Annotated in this window: 16 protein-coding genes; 3 read left to right on the top strand and 13 right to left on the bottom strand. The window is 60.4% G+C overall.

Going from position 1 to position 15,209, the window contains the following annotated elements; all coding sequences use genetic code 11:
• Positions 1-232 precede the first annotated feature (232 nt).
• The 4 genes from B0E33_RS12640 to argH form a co-directional block, all read right to left on the bottom strand.
• Positions 233-2,815 carry a TIGR02302 family protein gene (locus tag B0E33_RS12640; protein WP_208997806.1) on the bottom strand — a complete coding sequence of 861 codons (2,583 nt, stop codon included), beginning with the start codon at positions 2,813-2,815 and terminating at the stop codon, positions 233-235.
• A 138-nt stretch (positions 2,816-2,953) separates the two neighbouring features.
• Entirely contained in the window at positions 2,954-4,228 is a 1,275-nt protein-coding gene (gene lysA / locus B0E33_RS12635) for a diaminopimelate decarboxylase (protein ID WP_077291392.1), read from the bottom strand.
• A 156-nt stretch (positions 4,229-4,384) separates the two neighbouring features.
• Positions 4,385-4,585, bottom strand: a complete 201-nt coding sequence (gene lptM / locus B0E33_RS12630) for an LPS translocon maturation chaperone LptM (RefSeq protein ID WP_156912395.1) — start codon at positions 4,583-4,585, stop codon at positions 4,385-4,387.
• A 163-nt stretch (positions 4,586-4,748) separates the two neighbouring features.
• Positions 4,749-6,134: an argininosuccinate lyase gene (gene argH / locus B0E33_RS12625; protein ID WP_023002527.1), complete on the bottom strand. Its 1,386-nt coding sequence runs from the start codon at positions 6,132-6,134 to the stop codon at positions 4,749-4,751.
• Positions 6,135-6,176: 42 nt separating this feature from the next.
• On the opposite strand from argH, the gene tlpA reads away from it, so the two are divergent.
• Positions 6,177-6,839, top strand: coding sequence for a thiol:disulfide interchange protein TlpA (tlpA, locus tag B0E33_RS12620; RefSeq protein ID WP_062486097.1), 663 nt, complete (start codon positions 6,177-6,179; stop codon positions 6,837-6,839).
• Positions 6,840-6,910: 71 nt separating this feature from the next.
• Here tlpA and B0E33_RS12615 read toward each other — a convergent pair whose 3' ends face one another.
• The 9 genes from B0E33_RS12615 to B0E33_RS12575 all read right to left on the bottom strand — a co-directional run bounded on the left by B0E33_RS12615 (position 6,911) and on the right by B0E33_RS12575 (position 13,872).
• The gene (locus tag B0E33_RS12615) at positions 6,911-7,123 is read right to left on the bottom strand and encodes a hypothetical protein (protein WP_055660176.1); all 213 of its coding nucleotides are present in this window, start codon (positions 7,121-7,123) and stop codon (positions 6,911-6,913) included.
• 136 nt (positions 7,124-7,259) lie between these two features.
• A complete protein-coding gene (locus B0E33_RS12610) occupies positions 7,260-7,520 on the bottom strand; it encodes a hypothetical protein (RefSeq protein ID WP_023002524.1) in 261 nt (86 codons plus the stop codon).
• A gap of 300 nt (positions 7,521-7,820) precedes the next feature.
• Complete coding sequence (locus B0E33_RS12605; RefSeq protein ID WP_023002523.1) at positions 7,821-8,027, bottom strand: hypothetical protein; 207 nt, start codon at positions 8,025-8,027, stop codon at positions 7,821-7,823.
• A gap of 58 nt (positions 8,028-8,085) precedes the next feature.
• A complete protein-coding gene (locus B0E33_RS12600; protein WP_077291390.1) occupies positions 8,086-9,576 on the bottom strand; it encodes a class I adenylate-forming enzyme family protein in 1,491 nt (496 codons plus the stop codon).
• A 35-nt stretch (positions 9,577-9,611) separates the two neighbouring features.
• The gene (locus tag B0E33_RS12595; RefSeq protein ID WP_023002521.1) at positions 9,612-10,493 is read right to left on the bottom strand and encodes a 3-hydroxybutyryl-CoA dehydrogenase; all 882 of its coding nucleotides are present in this window, start codon (positions 10,491-10,493) and stop codon (positions 9,612-9,614) included.
• 138 nt (positions 10,494-10,631) lie between these two features.
• Positions 10,632-11,564: an electron transfer flavoprotein subunit alpha/FixB family protein gene (locus B0E33_RS12590; RefSeq protein ID WP_055660182.1), complete on the bottom strand. Its 933-nt coding sequence runs from the start codon at positions 11,562-11,564 to the stop codon at positions 10,632-10,634.
• 23 nt (positions 11,565-11,587) lie between these two features.
• Positions 11,588-12,337 (bottom strand): electron transfer flavoprotein subunit beta/FixA family protein, encoded by a 750-nt coding sequence (locus B0E33_RS12585; RefSeq protein WP_023002519.1) that lies wholly within the window; start codon positions 12,335-12,337, stop codon positions 11,588-11,590.
• A 324-nt stretch (positions 12,338-12,661) separates the two neighbouring features.
• Complete coding sequence (locus B0E33_RS12580) at positions 12,662-13,360, bottom strand: hypothetical protein (RefSeq protein WP_077291389.1); 699 nt, start codon at positions 13,358-13,360, stop codon at positions 12,662-12,664.
• Positions 13,360-13,872 carry an RNA polymerase sigma factor gene (locus tag B0E33_RS12575; RefSeq protein WP_023002517.1) on the bottom strand — a complete coding sequence of 171 codons (513 nt, stop codon included), beginning with the start codon at positions 13,870-13,872 and terminating at the stop codon, positions 13,360-13,362. The genes B0E33_RS12580 and B0E33_RS12575 overlap by 1 nt, the downstream gene beginning before the upstream one ends.
• A gap of 133 nt (positions 13,873-14,005) precedes the next feature.
• On the opposite strand from B0E33_RS12575, the gene B0E33_RS30905 reads away from it, so the two are divergent.
• Positions 14,006-14,767, top strand: a complete 762-nt coding sequence (locus B0E33_RS30905) for a hypothetical protein (RefSeq protein ID WP_156912394.1) — start codon at positions 14,006-14,008, stop codon at positions 14,765-14,767.
• Between the two features lie 99 nt (positions 14,768-14,866).
• A complete protein-coding gene (locus tag B0E33_RS12565; RefSeq protein ID WP_055660543.1) occupies positions 14,867-15,199 on the top strand; it encodes an RT0821/Lpp0805 family surface protein in 333 nt (110 codons plus the stop codon).
• The last annotated feature ends 10 nt before the right edge of the window (positions 15,200-15,209 follow it).

The raw sequence follows: 15,209 nt of genomic DNA, 5'->3' as shown, positions 1-15,209 counted from the left end.
CTTCGAGACAGCGCTTCGCGCTTCCTCAGGATGAGGGTGATCTTGCGGCAAAGAGATATCCGAACGTGGCTGGGCTCTCCACGGGGCTACAAAAGGCCTCACCCCAAAAAACAACCTCATCCTGAGGAGCGCACGTGTGCGCGTCTCGAAGGATGGGCCACAAACACAAACATCACCGCCAAAACAATTGACCCCGCCGAAGCGGGGTCATGAACCTTTGTCAGAAACGGGCCTAGTACCGCTTCAGGAGCCGTTCCAGATAATCGAGCTCCAGCTGCGGCCGGGAAGGATCGGAGAAGCGGCGGCGGAGCTCTTCCAAGATCCGGCGCGCCCGCTGAACATCGATTTCGTCAGGGATGCGCACCCGGTTGTTGAAGTCCGGGCCCTCGGTGCGCCGCGGACGGCCAAGAGGGTCTTCGTCCATCGGCGACGCGCCGTTGGGCGATCCCGGGCCTTCGCCCTGACCCATCATCTGCTCCGTCAGGCCCTGCGCGCCGCGCCGAAGGGCATCCAGGGCGTCGCCCTGCTCGCCGAGCGCCTGCTGACCCTGTCCATCCCCCAGGGACTGCTGAGCCTCGCCCATGGACTCGCCGGCTTCACCCAGCGCCTGGTTCTGGCCCATGCCGTTCTGGCTAAGCTGGTCCATGAGTTCCTGCAGCCGCTGCGCCAGGTCCCCCTGGCCCTCCTGAAGCTGCTGAAGCATCTGTTCCAGTTGCTCCTGGGTCAGCTGTTGTCCCTGTCCCTCTTGTTGCTGACCGGGTTGCTGCTGTTGACCGCGGCGCTGCTGCTGCTGATCCTGGTTGAACTTGTGGGTTTCATCCATCAGCTGCTGTTGCCGCTGGATCATTTCACCCAGCTGGTTGAGCATCTCCATCATTTCGCTGGACATGCTGTTGGGCATCATCTGCGGCCGGCCTGCTTGCAGGTTTTCCAGCATCTGCTGCATCTGTGCCAGCAGCTCGCGCGCGGCATCACGGGAGCCGGTACGCGCCAGTTCCTCGATCCGGTCCAGCATTTCGCTCAGGTCCTGTTCGCTAAGCGTCTGCTGATTGCCGTCGAAAGGCTGCATGGCCTGCGGGTTCTGGCGCATCTGCTCGGCCAGTGCCTGCATGTATTCGTTCAGGGCTTCCCGCAGCTGCTGGGTCAGCTTGGCGATTTCCTCGTCGCTCGCCCCTTCTTCCAACGCCTTGCGCAGGGCCTCCTGGGCATCACGCAGCTTGCGTTCGGCTGCGGAAAGGTCACCGTCCTCGATCGACAGGGCTAGGTCCCACAAAAGCGGCAACAGGGCCTTCAGGTCTTCGTCGGTCCTCGCGTTCACCAGAGAGCCGTAGGCAAAACGCATGCCCAGATAGTTGCGCGGCTTGAAGTCGAACATTTCCGGCGCCAGCATCAGGGCGTCGAACGCGATGATGACCTCGCCCTGGCTTTCGGCATCAAGCGCAAGATTACGGCGCTGTTCGACGACAGCGCGGGCCAGAGGCTTGCCGAAGCGTCTCTGGGGCAGGGTAATGCGGTACGCGGGCGATTGCCCTTCCTGACCGGCCTGGTCACGTGCCAGCAGCGACAGATTGACTTCAGAACCGGCCCAGGGATGCGATGTCAGATCCCGGATGGTTTCCGCCGTCTTGGCTGTGCCGGCGCGCGGCGGCAGTGAAAGCGGAAACTGGGGTGCTTCCACAAGCGGACGCGGAGCCCGGTTGTTGTTGTCCGGATTAGGCAGGGGGGCGATGCGAGCCTCGGCGGCCACAACGCCATAGTCGTCATTCACTAGATAGGAAAACTTGAGCGCGCCGCTGAGCTGTTCTTCAGGATCGTCCGTCAACCGGATGTCCGGTGCATCGTCCGGCTTCACCGCGAAGACGTAGCTCAGCATCGGCTCTTCGCCGTTGAGCAGTTCGACGATGCCGGTGGTTTCCAGCTCGAGCCTGCGTTCAACCGGCAAAAGCGTTTTAAGATCCGGATCTTCCGTCTCTGTCCCAAGTTCAGGTTCGATCACCTGAGGCTCGGTGTCTTCCGCACGGGCGTAGGTCATCTTGAGATCACGTGCGCCTTGCGTGCGGACCACAAGAATCGACCCTTCCGGCACGGAGATCGGCGCACCCGGGTCGCGCAACTGGGCGCTTTCGCCCGTCAGGTAAATCGGTGGCTCGCTGGTATAGAGCGGCGGCGTGACCCAGGCATCGAGACGGCTGGGTGGTTCCACTGTCTTGAACGGGTTCTGAAAGGCCGAGACCAGTCGGCCGAAATGATCGCCACTTGCTGTCGAAAACCCGATCAGAAGTACACTGGCGGCCAGGACGCGAAGCGCCCAGGGATCGCGTCGGAAGGCCTGCGGATCCGGCGCTTTCGAACGGATCGCGGCGACTGCTTCGGCTGTGCGGCGCTGATGCAGGGCCCAGATCGCCTGGCTTTCGCGATCGCTCGCACCGACCGACAATTCGTCTTCAAGCGTTGTCAGTGGACGGTGGGTACGGCCTGAGGATTTCTCGACCCGGGAGAGCGCATCCTCGCGCGTCGGCCAGGCAAGGTGGAAGAGATCCCGCGCCGCCCAAAAGGTGGCGGCAGCGAATACCAGAAGCCCGAGCGGGCCTGCCCAGGCAGGAAGAACCAGCCACAGACCAAGCCAGGACACCCCGACAAACAGGCCGAGTACCACCAGCACCGGAAGCAAAGCACGCCACAGGCGTTCGATGAACAAGGCACGGCGACTTTGGCGCACCAAGCTGTCCAGCCGGGATCGGATCAAGGCCCGCCAGCCGTAGGTCTCGGAAGAAATCTGCCGTTCTTGATCGGGATCGCTGTCGCTCGGGCTCAATGGCACCTCCGGTTTTGCCCCCCGAACTGCCCGTTTCTCCGGAAACGCAGCCCGCTGGACCTGCCCACCATACAATAAGGTGAGGCATAGCGGGCTGTCCGGCAACCTGTCGGTTCAACTAATTGTCAGCCGATCTGTTCACGAACCCTTGAGCCAGTCCGGAATCCGGTCCAGACCGAGCAGGTCTTCGTAGCTGGTCCGGGGCCGGATAACGGCAAATTGGTCTGCATTTACGAGCACTTCGGGCACCAGAAGCCGCGAATTGTAGGTGCAGGACTGGACTGCGCCATAGGCGCCGGCCGAATAGACCGCCAGCATTTCCCCGGCTTCTACCCTGGGCATATCCCGGTTCTGGGCCAGAAAATCACCGGTTTCGCACACCGGACCGACGATATCGGCCTTGATTCGGTCTGTTTCTTTCCCCGGTTCGCGTACCGGGCGAACCTCGTGATAGGCCTCGTAAAGCGTCGGACGGATCAGGTCGTTCATGGCGGCATCGACAATGACGAAATTCTTGTCGGCGCCTTCCTTCACATAGACGACTTCGGTGACCAGGATGCCGGCGTTGCCGGCAATCATGCGGCCCGGCTCGAACATGACCATGCAGTCCAGTTCGCGCACATGCTTCTTGACCACCTGGGCATAAGCGTCCGGATGCGGCGGCGGATTGTTATCGGTGATATAGGGGATGCCCAGTCCGCCACCGAGATCGACATGGTCGATCGTGTGGCCTTGCGAGCGCAGATCCGTGATCAGCTCGCCCAGCCGCGCAAATGCGTTGTCGAAAGGCTCCAGCTCCGTAATCTGCGATCCGATGTGCATGTCGATGCCGGTGACCTTGATACCGGGCAGAGCCGCTGCCTCGGCATAAACGTCACGTGCACGCTGCCAGGGAATACCAAACTTGTTCTCGGCCTTGCCGGTCGCAATCTTGGCATGGGTCTTGGCATCGACGTCCGGGTTGATGCGCATGGACACCCGTGCGGTCTTGCCCATTGCAGTGGCAACCCGTGAAAGTTGGCGCAACTCGGGCTCGGACTCCACGTTGAAACACAAGATATCTTCCTGAAGCGCGTAGGCTTGTTCGGCCTCGGTCTTGCCGACCCCGGAAAAGACGATCTTCGACGCGGGAACGCCCGCTGCCCGTGCACGGCGCAATTCGCCTTCCGACACAACGTCCATGCCGGCGCCCAACTGTGCAAGCGTCTTCAGGACCGCCTGGTTGGAATTTGCCTTCATCGCATAGCAGACCAGCGACGGGATATCGCTGAATGCGGCGGCAAACACCTGGTAGTGACGGGTGAGCGTTGCCGTGGAATAGCAGTAGAACGGCGTGCCGACTTCACGCGCGATCGTCTCGATCGCCACGTCTTCGGCAAACAGCTCGCCATTCTTGTAATCGAAGTGATGCAAGGGACGGCCCTCATGCGGCTGGATCAGGTTCAGGGCCGGTAGGCGTTACCAGACCGTGCGGAAGCTGATCGGCATTGAAACAATGGAGCGTATCGGTTGCCTCGGCAGAGCCGGCTTGCTCCGATGCGCAGCCGGCTCTGCCGCTGCGCGCATGGTTTATCGGATCATGAAATCCAGGAAAAAGGGCTTGTCGCTTTGCGGCGCTTCCGGCTGAACCGGTGCTGCCACAGCGGGATCAACCGCGGCGTCCGCCTGCTGCACAGGCACTCCCGGGTTTTCCAGCCCGCCCTTGCGGCCACACCCTGCCAGGGTCACGCTCAGGCAAAGACCGACCAGAGCCAGGGTTTTGAACCGCATTGTCATCACCATCATGCCTTTTTGGATCGACTGCCCAGCGTCCGGGCGGACACGGGAGTTCTTACAAAGTCACATACCGGTCCTTCTCCTCGCATGACACGGCGCGTTCGGCAAGACCAGTTCGCGCCGTGTGTTGCGGGGAAAGCCGACCTTCAATGGGCCATCAGGCCTTGGCCAGCTCTTTCAGCCAGCGGCGTGCCTGCTTGCGTACGTTTACCGGCGACGTGCCGCCATAGCTGGTTCGGCTGCGTACGGATTTGTCGACGGAGAGCACCTGGAAGATCTCGTTGGTGATCTTCGGCTCCACCGCCTGCATCTCTTCCAGCGAAACCTTGTGCAGTTCGATGCCCTTCTCGACGGCAATCGCCACGATGCGCCCGGTCACGTGGTGGGCGTCGCGGAACGGCAGACCGAGAACACGAACCAGCCAGTCGGCGAGGTCCGTTGCAGTCGAATAGCCAGAGCCTGCGGCCTTCTTCAGCGCCTTGGTGACAGGCTCCAGATCGCGGATCATGCCGGTCATGGCCGCAAGAGCCAGGGAAACGCTGGCCAGTCCGTCGAAAGCCTGCTCCTTGTCTTCCTGCATATCCTTGGAATAGGCAAGCGGCAGGCCCTTCATCATCACCAGAAGCGCTTGCAGTGAACCGTAGATGCGGCCCGACTTGGCACGCACCAGTTCCGCCGCATCCGGGTTCTTCTTCTGCGGCATGATCGACGAACCGGTCGAAAACTTGTCCGACAGTTTCACGAATCCGAACTGCGCCGAGCACCAGATGACGATTTCCTCGGCAAGGCGCGACAGATGCATGGCGGTGAGAGATGCCGTCGCCAGCGCCTCGATGACGAAATCACGGTCGGAAACGGCATCGAGCGAATTGGCAGACGGACGGTCGAAACCGAGCGCCTTGGCGGTCATGTGCCGGTCGATCGGGAAGGACGTGCCGGCTAGCGCCGCTGCACCAAGAGGGCACTCATTCATGCGCTTGCGCGCATCGCGCACACGGCCCCGGTCGCGGCCGAACATTTCGACGTAGGCCAGCATGTGGTGCCCGAAGGTCACCGGCTGGGCCGACTGCAGGTGCGTGAACCCGGGCATGACGTCGGCGGCATGGGTTTCCGCCTTTTCCGCCAGGGCCTGCATCAGCTCACCCAGCTGGTCGTCGAGCGTATCGAGCGTGTCGCGCACCCACAGGCGGAAATCGGTCGCCACCTGGTCGTTGCGTGAGCGCGCCGTGTGCAGGCGTCCGGCAGCCGGGCCGATCAGCTCGGCAAGGCGCGCCTCGATGTTCATGTGGATGTCTTCAAGCGCGCGGGAAAACTTGAATTTGCCGCTTTCGATCTCTGACAGGATTGTGTCTAGACCTTGAACGATCTTGTCGGCATCGTCCCGCGTCACAATGTCTTTTTCCGCGAGCATGCGCACATGGGCTTTCGAGCCGTCGATGTCCTGCTTATATAGCTTCCGGTCGAAGTCGATGGAGGCGTTGATCTCCTCCATGATGGCGTCCGGTCCCTCAGCGAACCGGCCTCCCCACATGCGATTGCTCATGTCCTGTCCCTTAGAAGGCGCCCCCTTGCGGGGTGTGAACGAATGACAAAGCCAACCGAACCAGCGAAAACCAACAGACGCGGCATTGTTGCCGCCGGGCTTGCGGGTGCAGTGGCCGCCGTAGCGGCTCTATACGTGATCGCTGGACCGAATGGCAACATCGCCGGTGCGCAAAGCTGTTCGGCTGCGCTCGATTTTGCGGCGGCGGCCAAGCCATTTGCCACTGGAGAAGTAGCCGCCTTCCTTCCGGCAAGCGCGCCGCTGGACCTTCAGCACCTGACCTTCCAGGGGCCTGACAACCAGCAGATGACGTTGTCGGACTTCGGCGGCAAGACAGTGCTCCTCAATCTCTGGGCAACATGGTGCGCCCCGTGCCGCAAGGAAATGCCGGCGCTGGACGAACTGCAAGCGGAGATGGGAGACGACAATTTCGAGGTGGTTGCGGTCAATCTCGACCGGGGCGGACCGGAAAAGCCGAAAGACTTTTTGAACGAGATCGGCGTCGGCAATCTCGCCTTCTATCAGGACAGCTCGAACGATCTTCTGAAGGACCTGCGCAAGGTTGCGCGGGCAACCGGTTTGCCGACAACCATTCTGGTTAGCCCGAAGGGCTGCGAGATCGGCACCATGTACGGCCCCGCCGAATGGGCCTCCGGCGAGGCCAAGGCGCTTATTAAAAACGCAATGGCGGCCCCGGACGCCTGACGTCCGGCTGCCGCCAGAAATATCAAGATCATCAACCCTTTCGAAGCCAGTGGAGGTGACCCTCCGCCGGTTCAGACGCTGATGTCGACCGCGTTGCCCAGACCTGGAATGCGGCGCGACTCGCGCCGGTCTTCCTCCTGGGTTGCCTGGGCCTGCTCCAGCCGCTCGGCAACCTGGCGTTCCTGCTGGTTCTGGTCCCTTACCGCATTGGCAGCAAGTTCGCTGCGAACACTTGCAGCGCTGTAGGCGGCCGAGGAAGAGGAACTGTCGATAGCACTCGGCATGATGGGTTACTCCTTCGCCGTGGTGATGAGGCTTGTCCGCAGCCGTTGGTCACCCGTCATCCTTGCAATCGGGCAACTCGGCTTTTTGTTCGTTCGTCTTATGCTTCCGGTCGGCTTATCCGGAAGATGCGTCACATCAGGCCAGGATGTTGACCTGTAATCCGACACCATCTTCCAGCCGACGCGTTTCCGCGCGATTTTCCAGTTGCTCAGCTTGCCGGCTCAGGAATTCTGCCCGGTTCGTGCTGAAACTCGCCTGGCGTTGCGCAATCACGGCTGCAGCTTCGGAGCGTTTGGTCTTGAACGCTTCGGCTTGTTCTGCAACCTGGCCCGCACGCGTGTTGGCCTGGTTCGGCTGATACGCCTGGGATGCTCCATATCCTATTGCTTCAGGCATGGTCGTTCCAATCCTTGGATACGATTTTAAACTTCATCTTGTATGAAATACCTGAATTCAAAGGTAAATTTCCAAAACAACTCTCAGAGTTGCTGACTCAATTACTGAATTGATCAGAATATTTTTCTTAAAACTTTACGTAATTATGGATAAGTATCTGAAAGACAGGAACTTTCAGAAGCATCTTTCGAGAGGCGCTTTTCAGGCTTCACCCGAAAAAAGACACCCGGCGGAGCAACAAAAACGGCCCGTGCGGGGCAAATCCGCACGGGCCGTTAACAAAACTGCAAAGGAACGGGATCAGGCGCTGACGTCTACCCGTCCGCCGAGACCGGGAGGTGGTGTGGCCTGTTGAGCCTGAAGATTGTCAGCCCCTTGCTGCAGCAGCGCCACCAGATTGGCGTCTTGCTGGGCGGCCATCTTCATCATCTCTGTCTGAAGCGTCTGGGCTGTCTGTGCCTGGGTCTGCGCCACGAATGTCGTGGCAATGCCAACGCTGTCCATCATTAACTCCTGAGGTTGTGGCCACCCTAACCCCCTACCCTTAATCAGGCGTTAACGAATGTCAGTGCCCCTCCCGCAAGACACTGCGCCGGACCTTGCCGGACGGTGTGCGTGGCAACTGTTCCAGCACCTTGTAGACCTTGGGACGCTTGTATTCCGCCAGGTTTTCTGCCGCATGAGCGGCAAGACTGTCGGCATCCAGCTGTCCGGGGAGGGCCGGCACCACGAAGGCCGTTATCAGGCTGACACCTTCGCGCGCAGGCACCGCCGTCACGGCCACTTCCTGCACCTGCGGGTCCGCTGCCAGCACCCGCTCCACTTCTTCCGGAGCGACCCTGTAGCCGAAAGCGTTCATCAGATCGTCAGCACGGCCTTCGTACCAGAAATAGCCGTCTTCATCCGTACGCGCCCTGTCGCCGGTCAGGAACCAGTCGCCCCTGAATGCGGCCGCCGTTTCCTCGGCACGGTTCCAGTATCCCAGCATCAGTCCCGGTTCATCCCTGTGAACAGCCAGAAGCCCTGTCTCCGTTCCGGACACCGGCACCGGCGTGTCATCCAACTCGCTGAGAATGGAAACCTTCCGGCATTCCTGGGGTTTGCCCGGGGAACCCGGCTTTACCGGAACGCTGGGGCTGCTGGAGAGATAGGTGGAGATCTCGCTCATGCCGAGCGCTTCATAAAGTTCGCGGCCGGTGCGTTCCCTCCACTCCCGATAAAGACTTGCCGGAAGCGCTTCTCCGGCCGTCAGGCCGTGGCGAAGATCGGGAAAGGAGGCGGGCGTAACAGCGCCATACTTCAGGATACGCCGGAAGAGACTGGGCACGGCCGCAAACAGCGTCGCCCTTGTGTCTGTCATCAGTTCCGGCCAGAGGTCCGGGTCTCGAGGCCCGTCATAAACAACACTGGTCGCACCATTGGCCCAGGGGTCCATCAAGCCGGCACCCAGCGTATAGGTCCAGTTGAATGCTCCGGCATGAAGCAGCCGGTCGGAAGCGCCGATGCCATACCAGCCGGAATACATGGGCCGGCGCGCACTGGCGGCGCGCTGCGCATGCAGGACGCCCTTCGGCGTGCCGCTGGTACCGGACGTATAGACAAGAAAAGCCGGGTCGTCAGCGTGGGTCTCCGCAAAGTCTCCCGGCTCTGCCTGCTTCAGTTCGACCAAGGCCTCTGGACCCAGCAACGTCGCGCTGCCCGCGTTCGGCAGCACAGTATGCCCGTCGTGCAGCACCATCCGGGCCCCGCTATCGGCCAGGATCGCGTCAGCTTCGGATGCAGTAAGTTGGGAAGACGTCGGGATCGGCACGAAACCACCCGCAATCGCCCCGAAGAACGCCAGCGGAAAATCACTGGAGTGACCGATCCTGAGAAGGATACGGTCACCGGGCGAAAGATCCGTGGCGCGCAAACCCGCGGCAACCGAAAGAACGACCCGCGTCAGCGAGCCATAGCTCCATGTTTCCAGAAGGGCGCCACCGGCCCCCACCAGTTCCAGCGCCGTCTTGCCCGGGTCCGGGGTGGCGCTGGTCAGGCAATAGCGGGCTAGGTTCATCGTTACCGGGGCTTCTGCGGTGGCTGGCGAACCGATTACCGGGTCGGAACCGGGTGTTCGCCGCGGTAATCATAGAACCCGCGTTGGGTCTTGCGGCCGAGCCAGCCTGCTTCAACATATTTCACGAGCAGCGGGCACGGACGATACTTGGTGTCCGCCAGACCTTCGTAAAGCACCTGCATGATCGACAGGCAGGTATCGAGGCCGATGAAATCCGCAAGCTGCAGCGGCCCCATCGGATGGTTGGCCCCGAGACGCATGGCCTTGTCGATGGAATCAACAGAACCGACGCCTTCATAGAGCGTGTAGATTGCTTCGTTGATCATCGGCAGAAGGATACGGTTGACCATGAAGGCCGGGAAATCCTCTGCGACGGCAATCTGCTTGCCGAGACGGACGCAGAACCCTTTCGAGGCTTCGAAAGTCTCGTCTTCTGTGGCTATTCCGCGCACCAGCTCGACCAGCTCCATGACCGGAACCGGGTTCATGAAGTGGATGCCGATGAAGCGTTCCGGACGATCGGTCGAAGCGGCAAGACGCGTGATCGAGATCGACGAAGTGTTGGTCGCCAGGATCGCTTCGGGCTTCAGGATCGGGCAAAGCTGCGAAAAGATCTTGCGTTTGACCTGCTCGTTCTCGACGGCCGATTCAATCACCAGGTCTGCATCACGCAGAAGATCGAGATCTTCGGCTGCCTTGATGCGATCCAGCGCAGCGTTGCGCTCTTCCTCGGTGATCATGGACTTGGACACCTGGCGCGCCAGGTTGCCGTTGATCGAAGCCAGGCCGGATTCGATCCGTTCCATGGAGAGATCGCTCAATCCCACGTCGAAGCCCGCAAGTGCACACACATGCGCAATGCCGCTGCCCATCTGACCAGCGCCGATTACGCCGACTTTCTTGATTTCGACTGCCATCCTGAAAATCCGATCTTTAGAAAACATCCCGATTGGACGGGTTGCGGCTATTTTTGGCAAGTCTTGCGCCGAACAGCAAGAACCCCGGAGCGAAAACTGTTATTCGCCCCGGGGTCCGTGATCAATTTGCCGCAGGTGTTACTCGACGGCAGCCTTCAATTCCGGCAGCACGTCGAAGAGATCCGCCACGAGGCCATAGTCCGCGACCTGGAAGATCGGAGCTTCCTCGTCCTTGTTGATCGCGACGATCACCTTGGAATCCTTCATGCCGGCAAGGTGTTGGATGGCACCGGAAATGCCGCAGGCAATGTAGAGATCCGGAGCAACCACCTTGCCGGTCTGGCCGACCTGCCAGTCGTTCGGGGCGTAGCCCGCATCGACGGCGGCGCGCGATGCGCCAACCGCCGCGCCGAGAGCATCGGCCACCGGCATGATGACTTCCTGGAACTTCTCGGAAGAACCGAGCGCGCGGCCGCCGGAGATGATGATCTTGGCAGACGTCAGTTCCGGACGGTCGGACTTGGAAAGCTCCTCGCCGACGAATTCCGAAAGACCCGAACCGTCCGTTCCCGCAACGGTTTCAACAGCGGCAGAACCGCCTGCTTCCGCTGCCGCGAACGTGGAGGTCCGCACGGTGATCACCTTCTTGGGATCGCCGGATTTCACGGTCTGGATCGCGTTGCCCGCGTAGATCGGACGCTCGAAAGTATCCGCGTCGACAACAGCCGTCACGTCTGAGATCTGCATCACGTCCAGAAGGGCTGCGACGCGCGGCAGGGTGTTCTTGCCGTTGGCGGTTGCCGGGGCAACGATCGCGTCATAATCGCCTGCAAGGCCGACGATCAGATCGGCGGTCGGCTCGGCCAGCTGGTGCTCCAGCGCATCGCTTTCAGCAAGCAGAACCTTGGCGACGCCGGAAAGCTTGGACGCGGCATCCGCAACGCCCTGAACGCCCTTGCCGGCGACCAGGACGTGAACGTCGGCACCAAGAGCGACGGCAGCCGTCAGGGCCTTTGCCGTGGCATCGCTCAGTTCGCCACCGGCGTATTCGGCCACAAGAAGTGTTGTCATGTTTTATCCTCCTGCGACGGGTCTTAAAGGACGCCGGCTTCGTTCTTGAGTTTGTCGACCAGCTCGGAAACGGAACCGACCTTGATACCGGCCTGGCGCGACGCCGGCTCGGTGGTGGTGACAACGGTGAGGCGCGGCGTGGTGTCGACACCAAAATCGGCCGGAGACTTTTCGTCGATCGGCTTCTTCTTCGCTTTCATGATGTTCGGCAGGGACGCATAGCGCGGCTCATTGAGGCGCAGGTCCGTGGTCACGATGGCCGGCAGCTTCAGCTTCACGGTCTGCAGGCCGCCATCCACTTCACGGGTGACATCGACAGTGCCGTCGCCCAGATCAACCTTGGAGGCAAATGTGCCCTGGCTCCAACCGAGGAGGGCTGCCAGCATCTGACCGGTCTGGTTGCAGTCGTCGTCAATCGCCTGCTTGCCGAGGATCACGAGACCCGGCTCTTCGGCTTCGACGATCGCTTTCAGGATCTTCGCGACTGCCAGCGGCTCGGTGGTGTCGTCGGTTTTCACCAGAATGCCGCGGTCGGCGCCCATGGCAAGGCCGGTGCGCAGCGTTTCGGTGGCCTGTTGCGGCCCGACGGACACGACGATCACTTCACTCGCCTTGCCCGCTTCCTTCAGCCGAAGGGCTTCTTCGACGGAGATTTCGTCAAACGGGTTCATGGACATCTTGACGTTGGCAAGATCGACGCCAGAACCATCCGCCTTCACACGGACCTTCACGTTGTAGTCGATGACCCGTTTTACGGGTACGAGGATCTTCATTTGGTCTCAACCTCTTGCTGGGCCGGCTTTCACCGCACCGCATTCTCCGGCTCTCTGCCCTCATGACGCTAGGTTACAAACGGCAGAATTGAGCCAATCGTGGCGCATGGCGGGGGACGGTACTGACCGACACGGCACCTGTCAATTGCGGTAAAAGGTCTAAGGCGGCAATTTGCCGGGCTTGGAAAAACATGCGTCGCAATGATGATAGTTCGGCAACGCAACAATGCGTGGAAAACCGGGGCTCACCGCAAAAAGGAAACCGCGCGCACCTGTTACGGCAACACGCGGCGACTTCTCTGTTTTCCTGGGCCCGGTCTCCGGTCAGATGCCGGGGGTCTGCGGCGAGAACTTGTCGGACACCGGTTCGGCGAACACGGTTACCCAGGTGCCGTTCTCGTCCCGGCAGGCCGTGCCACGAATGGAAAGGTCCAGCCTGCTGAAGGTGGTCTCGCGAAGGTATTCGCGGCACCAGTGCCCGCTCTTGCTGCGGTAGGTCTTGATCGGCGTCAGGATCTCGCGCCAGTCGCCTTCCTGCCCAACGAACACGGGCTCGCCGCTGACTTTCGTTTCCAGCGCTTCCTGGACGGTCTGTGCCAAAAGCATCCGCTCAGTTTCCATATGTGCGGCAAGAGAAGACACGGCACTGTCCATCCGCGTCTGCATCCAGTAGGTGGTAAAGCCGAATGTGCCGGCAACCATCACAAGTGCGGCGGCGATCTGGATCAGCACGCCTGTCCAGGACGCATGCGCATGACGGGGCGCAGGACCTTCGCGCTTGGCGAATTCCTTTTCGATGAGTGCTTCGAACCGTGCCATTGATTCGTCAGGCACCGGCGCAGCAACCGCTTTTTGCAGAATGGTATTGTCCTTGGACATCTGCTCCAGCAGATCATGTCCGCCACCAGTCGCGTCGACCCGGCGAAGCAGAGTTGCACGCTCCTCTTCCGAACCTTCCTCGTCCAGGATCTTGCCGATATCCTTTGCAAGCAGGATCTGTTCGCGCTTTTCGTCAAATGTCATCACATACCCCCTGGCATGCTGCGCAGCCTGACGCCCTGCGGGGCATCGTTCGTGTCCAGCCACTCGCGCAGTTTCAGTCTTGCGCGGGCAAGCCGGCTGGTTACCGTTCCAATCGGAACGCCGAGTTCATCCGCCACATCCTTGTAGCTTCTGCCCTCAACGGCGATCTTCAGAAGCACCTCGCGGTTGTCTTCTTCCAGCTCGCCAATGAAATCCTGCACTTTCTGAAGTTCCAGGCTGTCGGCGGCGGCTTTCGCGCCGTCGTAGCTTTCCTCGAAATCCAGCATGGCAAGGTCGAAAAGCCTGGCCCGGTTTGCGGTGTCGCGAACCGAATTGAAGTACAGATTCTGCAAAATCCGGAACATCCAGCTGTCGAGCCGGGTGGCCGGATCGAACTGGTCGAGCGATCGGATTGCACGTTCGCATGTCATCTGCACCAGATCGTCTGCCTGATCCGGATTCCGGCACAGCCTTAAAGCAAAACTCCTCAGCTTCGGGAGCAGACGGATCATCTCCGTCTTTAACGTATCTTCAGGCAAGGAGTTCTCCGCAAAACCGCTCTCAGCGAGACAACACGTAAGGAGACCTTTTGATCCCGACTTTTTTTAGACTATCTTCGGGAAGAACAAAGATTGCCCAGGTGTTATGCGTGCGAAGGTCGTAAAACCGCTCTCGTCGACCGCCAAAAACCCCTTATTACGAATTGAATCGCATCAGATGAAACGCGCCCGCCAGATTACATTGCAAGACCGCCTCTCTGCGATGTTTCGCATACTGCCGGGTGTTGCAGCTGCGGCAATGATGTTCTCTCTTGTCTACTTCAGCCCCTTGTTCGACATGAAGGACAGCATTGCCGCGGCCGCAGATTCGCATGGTGATCGCGGCAGTCGCAGCGATCGTGGTGACCGTGGAGGCCGCAGCGAACGTGGAGACCGCGGCGGTGACAGCGGAAGCAAGAGTTCCGGTGGTGACAGCGGTAGCAAAAGCTCCGGCGGTGACAGCACCGGTGGCAGCAGTTCCGGTGGCGGCGACACAGGTGGCAGCCGTTCGGGCGGCGGCGACTCAACTGGTAACAGTTCGAGCGGAAAAAGCTCGACCGGTAACAGTTCGGCAGGAAACAAATCGGCCGGTAGAAGCTCGGAAAGCAAAGGCAACTCCGGTCGCAGCGGAGGCTCCTCTTCTCCTTCCTCCTCCCGCTCTTCGTCGGGTGGATCGTCATCCGGCGGTTCGTCGTCTGGCGGTTCGTCAGAACGAACTTCTTTTAGCTCTGCCACACAAAAGTCCGGTTCAGGCGGTTTTTTAGATCGCATCTTTGGCGGGCGTCAGTTTAATGGTGATAGCGAGCCTTCTGGTGGGTCCCTCAGCGCGCGGGAAGAACGGGAGGCTATCTCCAACGGCTGGCAATAGATCCAAGAGGCGGGATCGGACTTGATTTTTCGTGGGTTTCACGTTCCGAAAGGGACGTTTTTTCTGTTTTTCTTGGCAAATATCCTAACAGGCTGTTCCGTGGCGTCAGTGCAGGACACGCTTGTCTCCCTGCAGGAACCCGCCGCGGCGGAAACCCGCAAACCGGCTTCAAAGCTGCAAGCATCAGACAAATACCGGGCTGAAAGCACGCTTCAAGCTGCGCTGGAGAAGTCTGTTTCCGGCAAGGACCGAAGCTGGAAAAACCCGTCGAGTGGGGCGAGCGGCACAATTACGCCTTTGAAAACCTGGAAAAATACGTCCGGCGACTTCTGCCGCTCCTACCGCGAACGGATCAAGCTGGCTGACGGTCGAATGATCAGCCGCCGGGGAGTCGCCTGCCGCACTGCTGATGCCGTCTGGAAAGCAGCCTAGTTTCCTGACC

Source organism: Roseibium algicola, from assembly GCF_001999245.1.
Lineage (GTDB): Bacteria > Pseudomonadota > Alphaproteobacteria > Rhizobiales > Stappiaceae > Roseibium > Roseibium algicola.
Note: the sequence above shows the minus strand (reverse complement) of the source record. Positions and strands in the feature narration are given on the sequence as shown.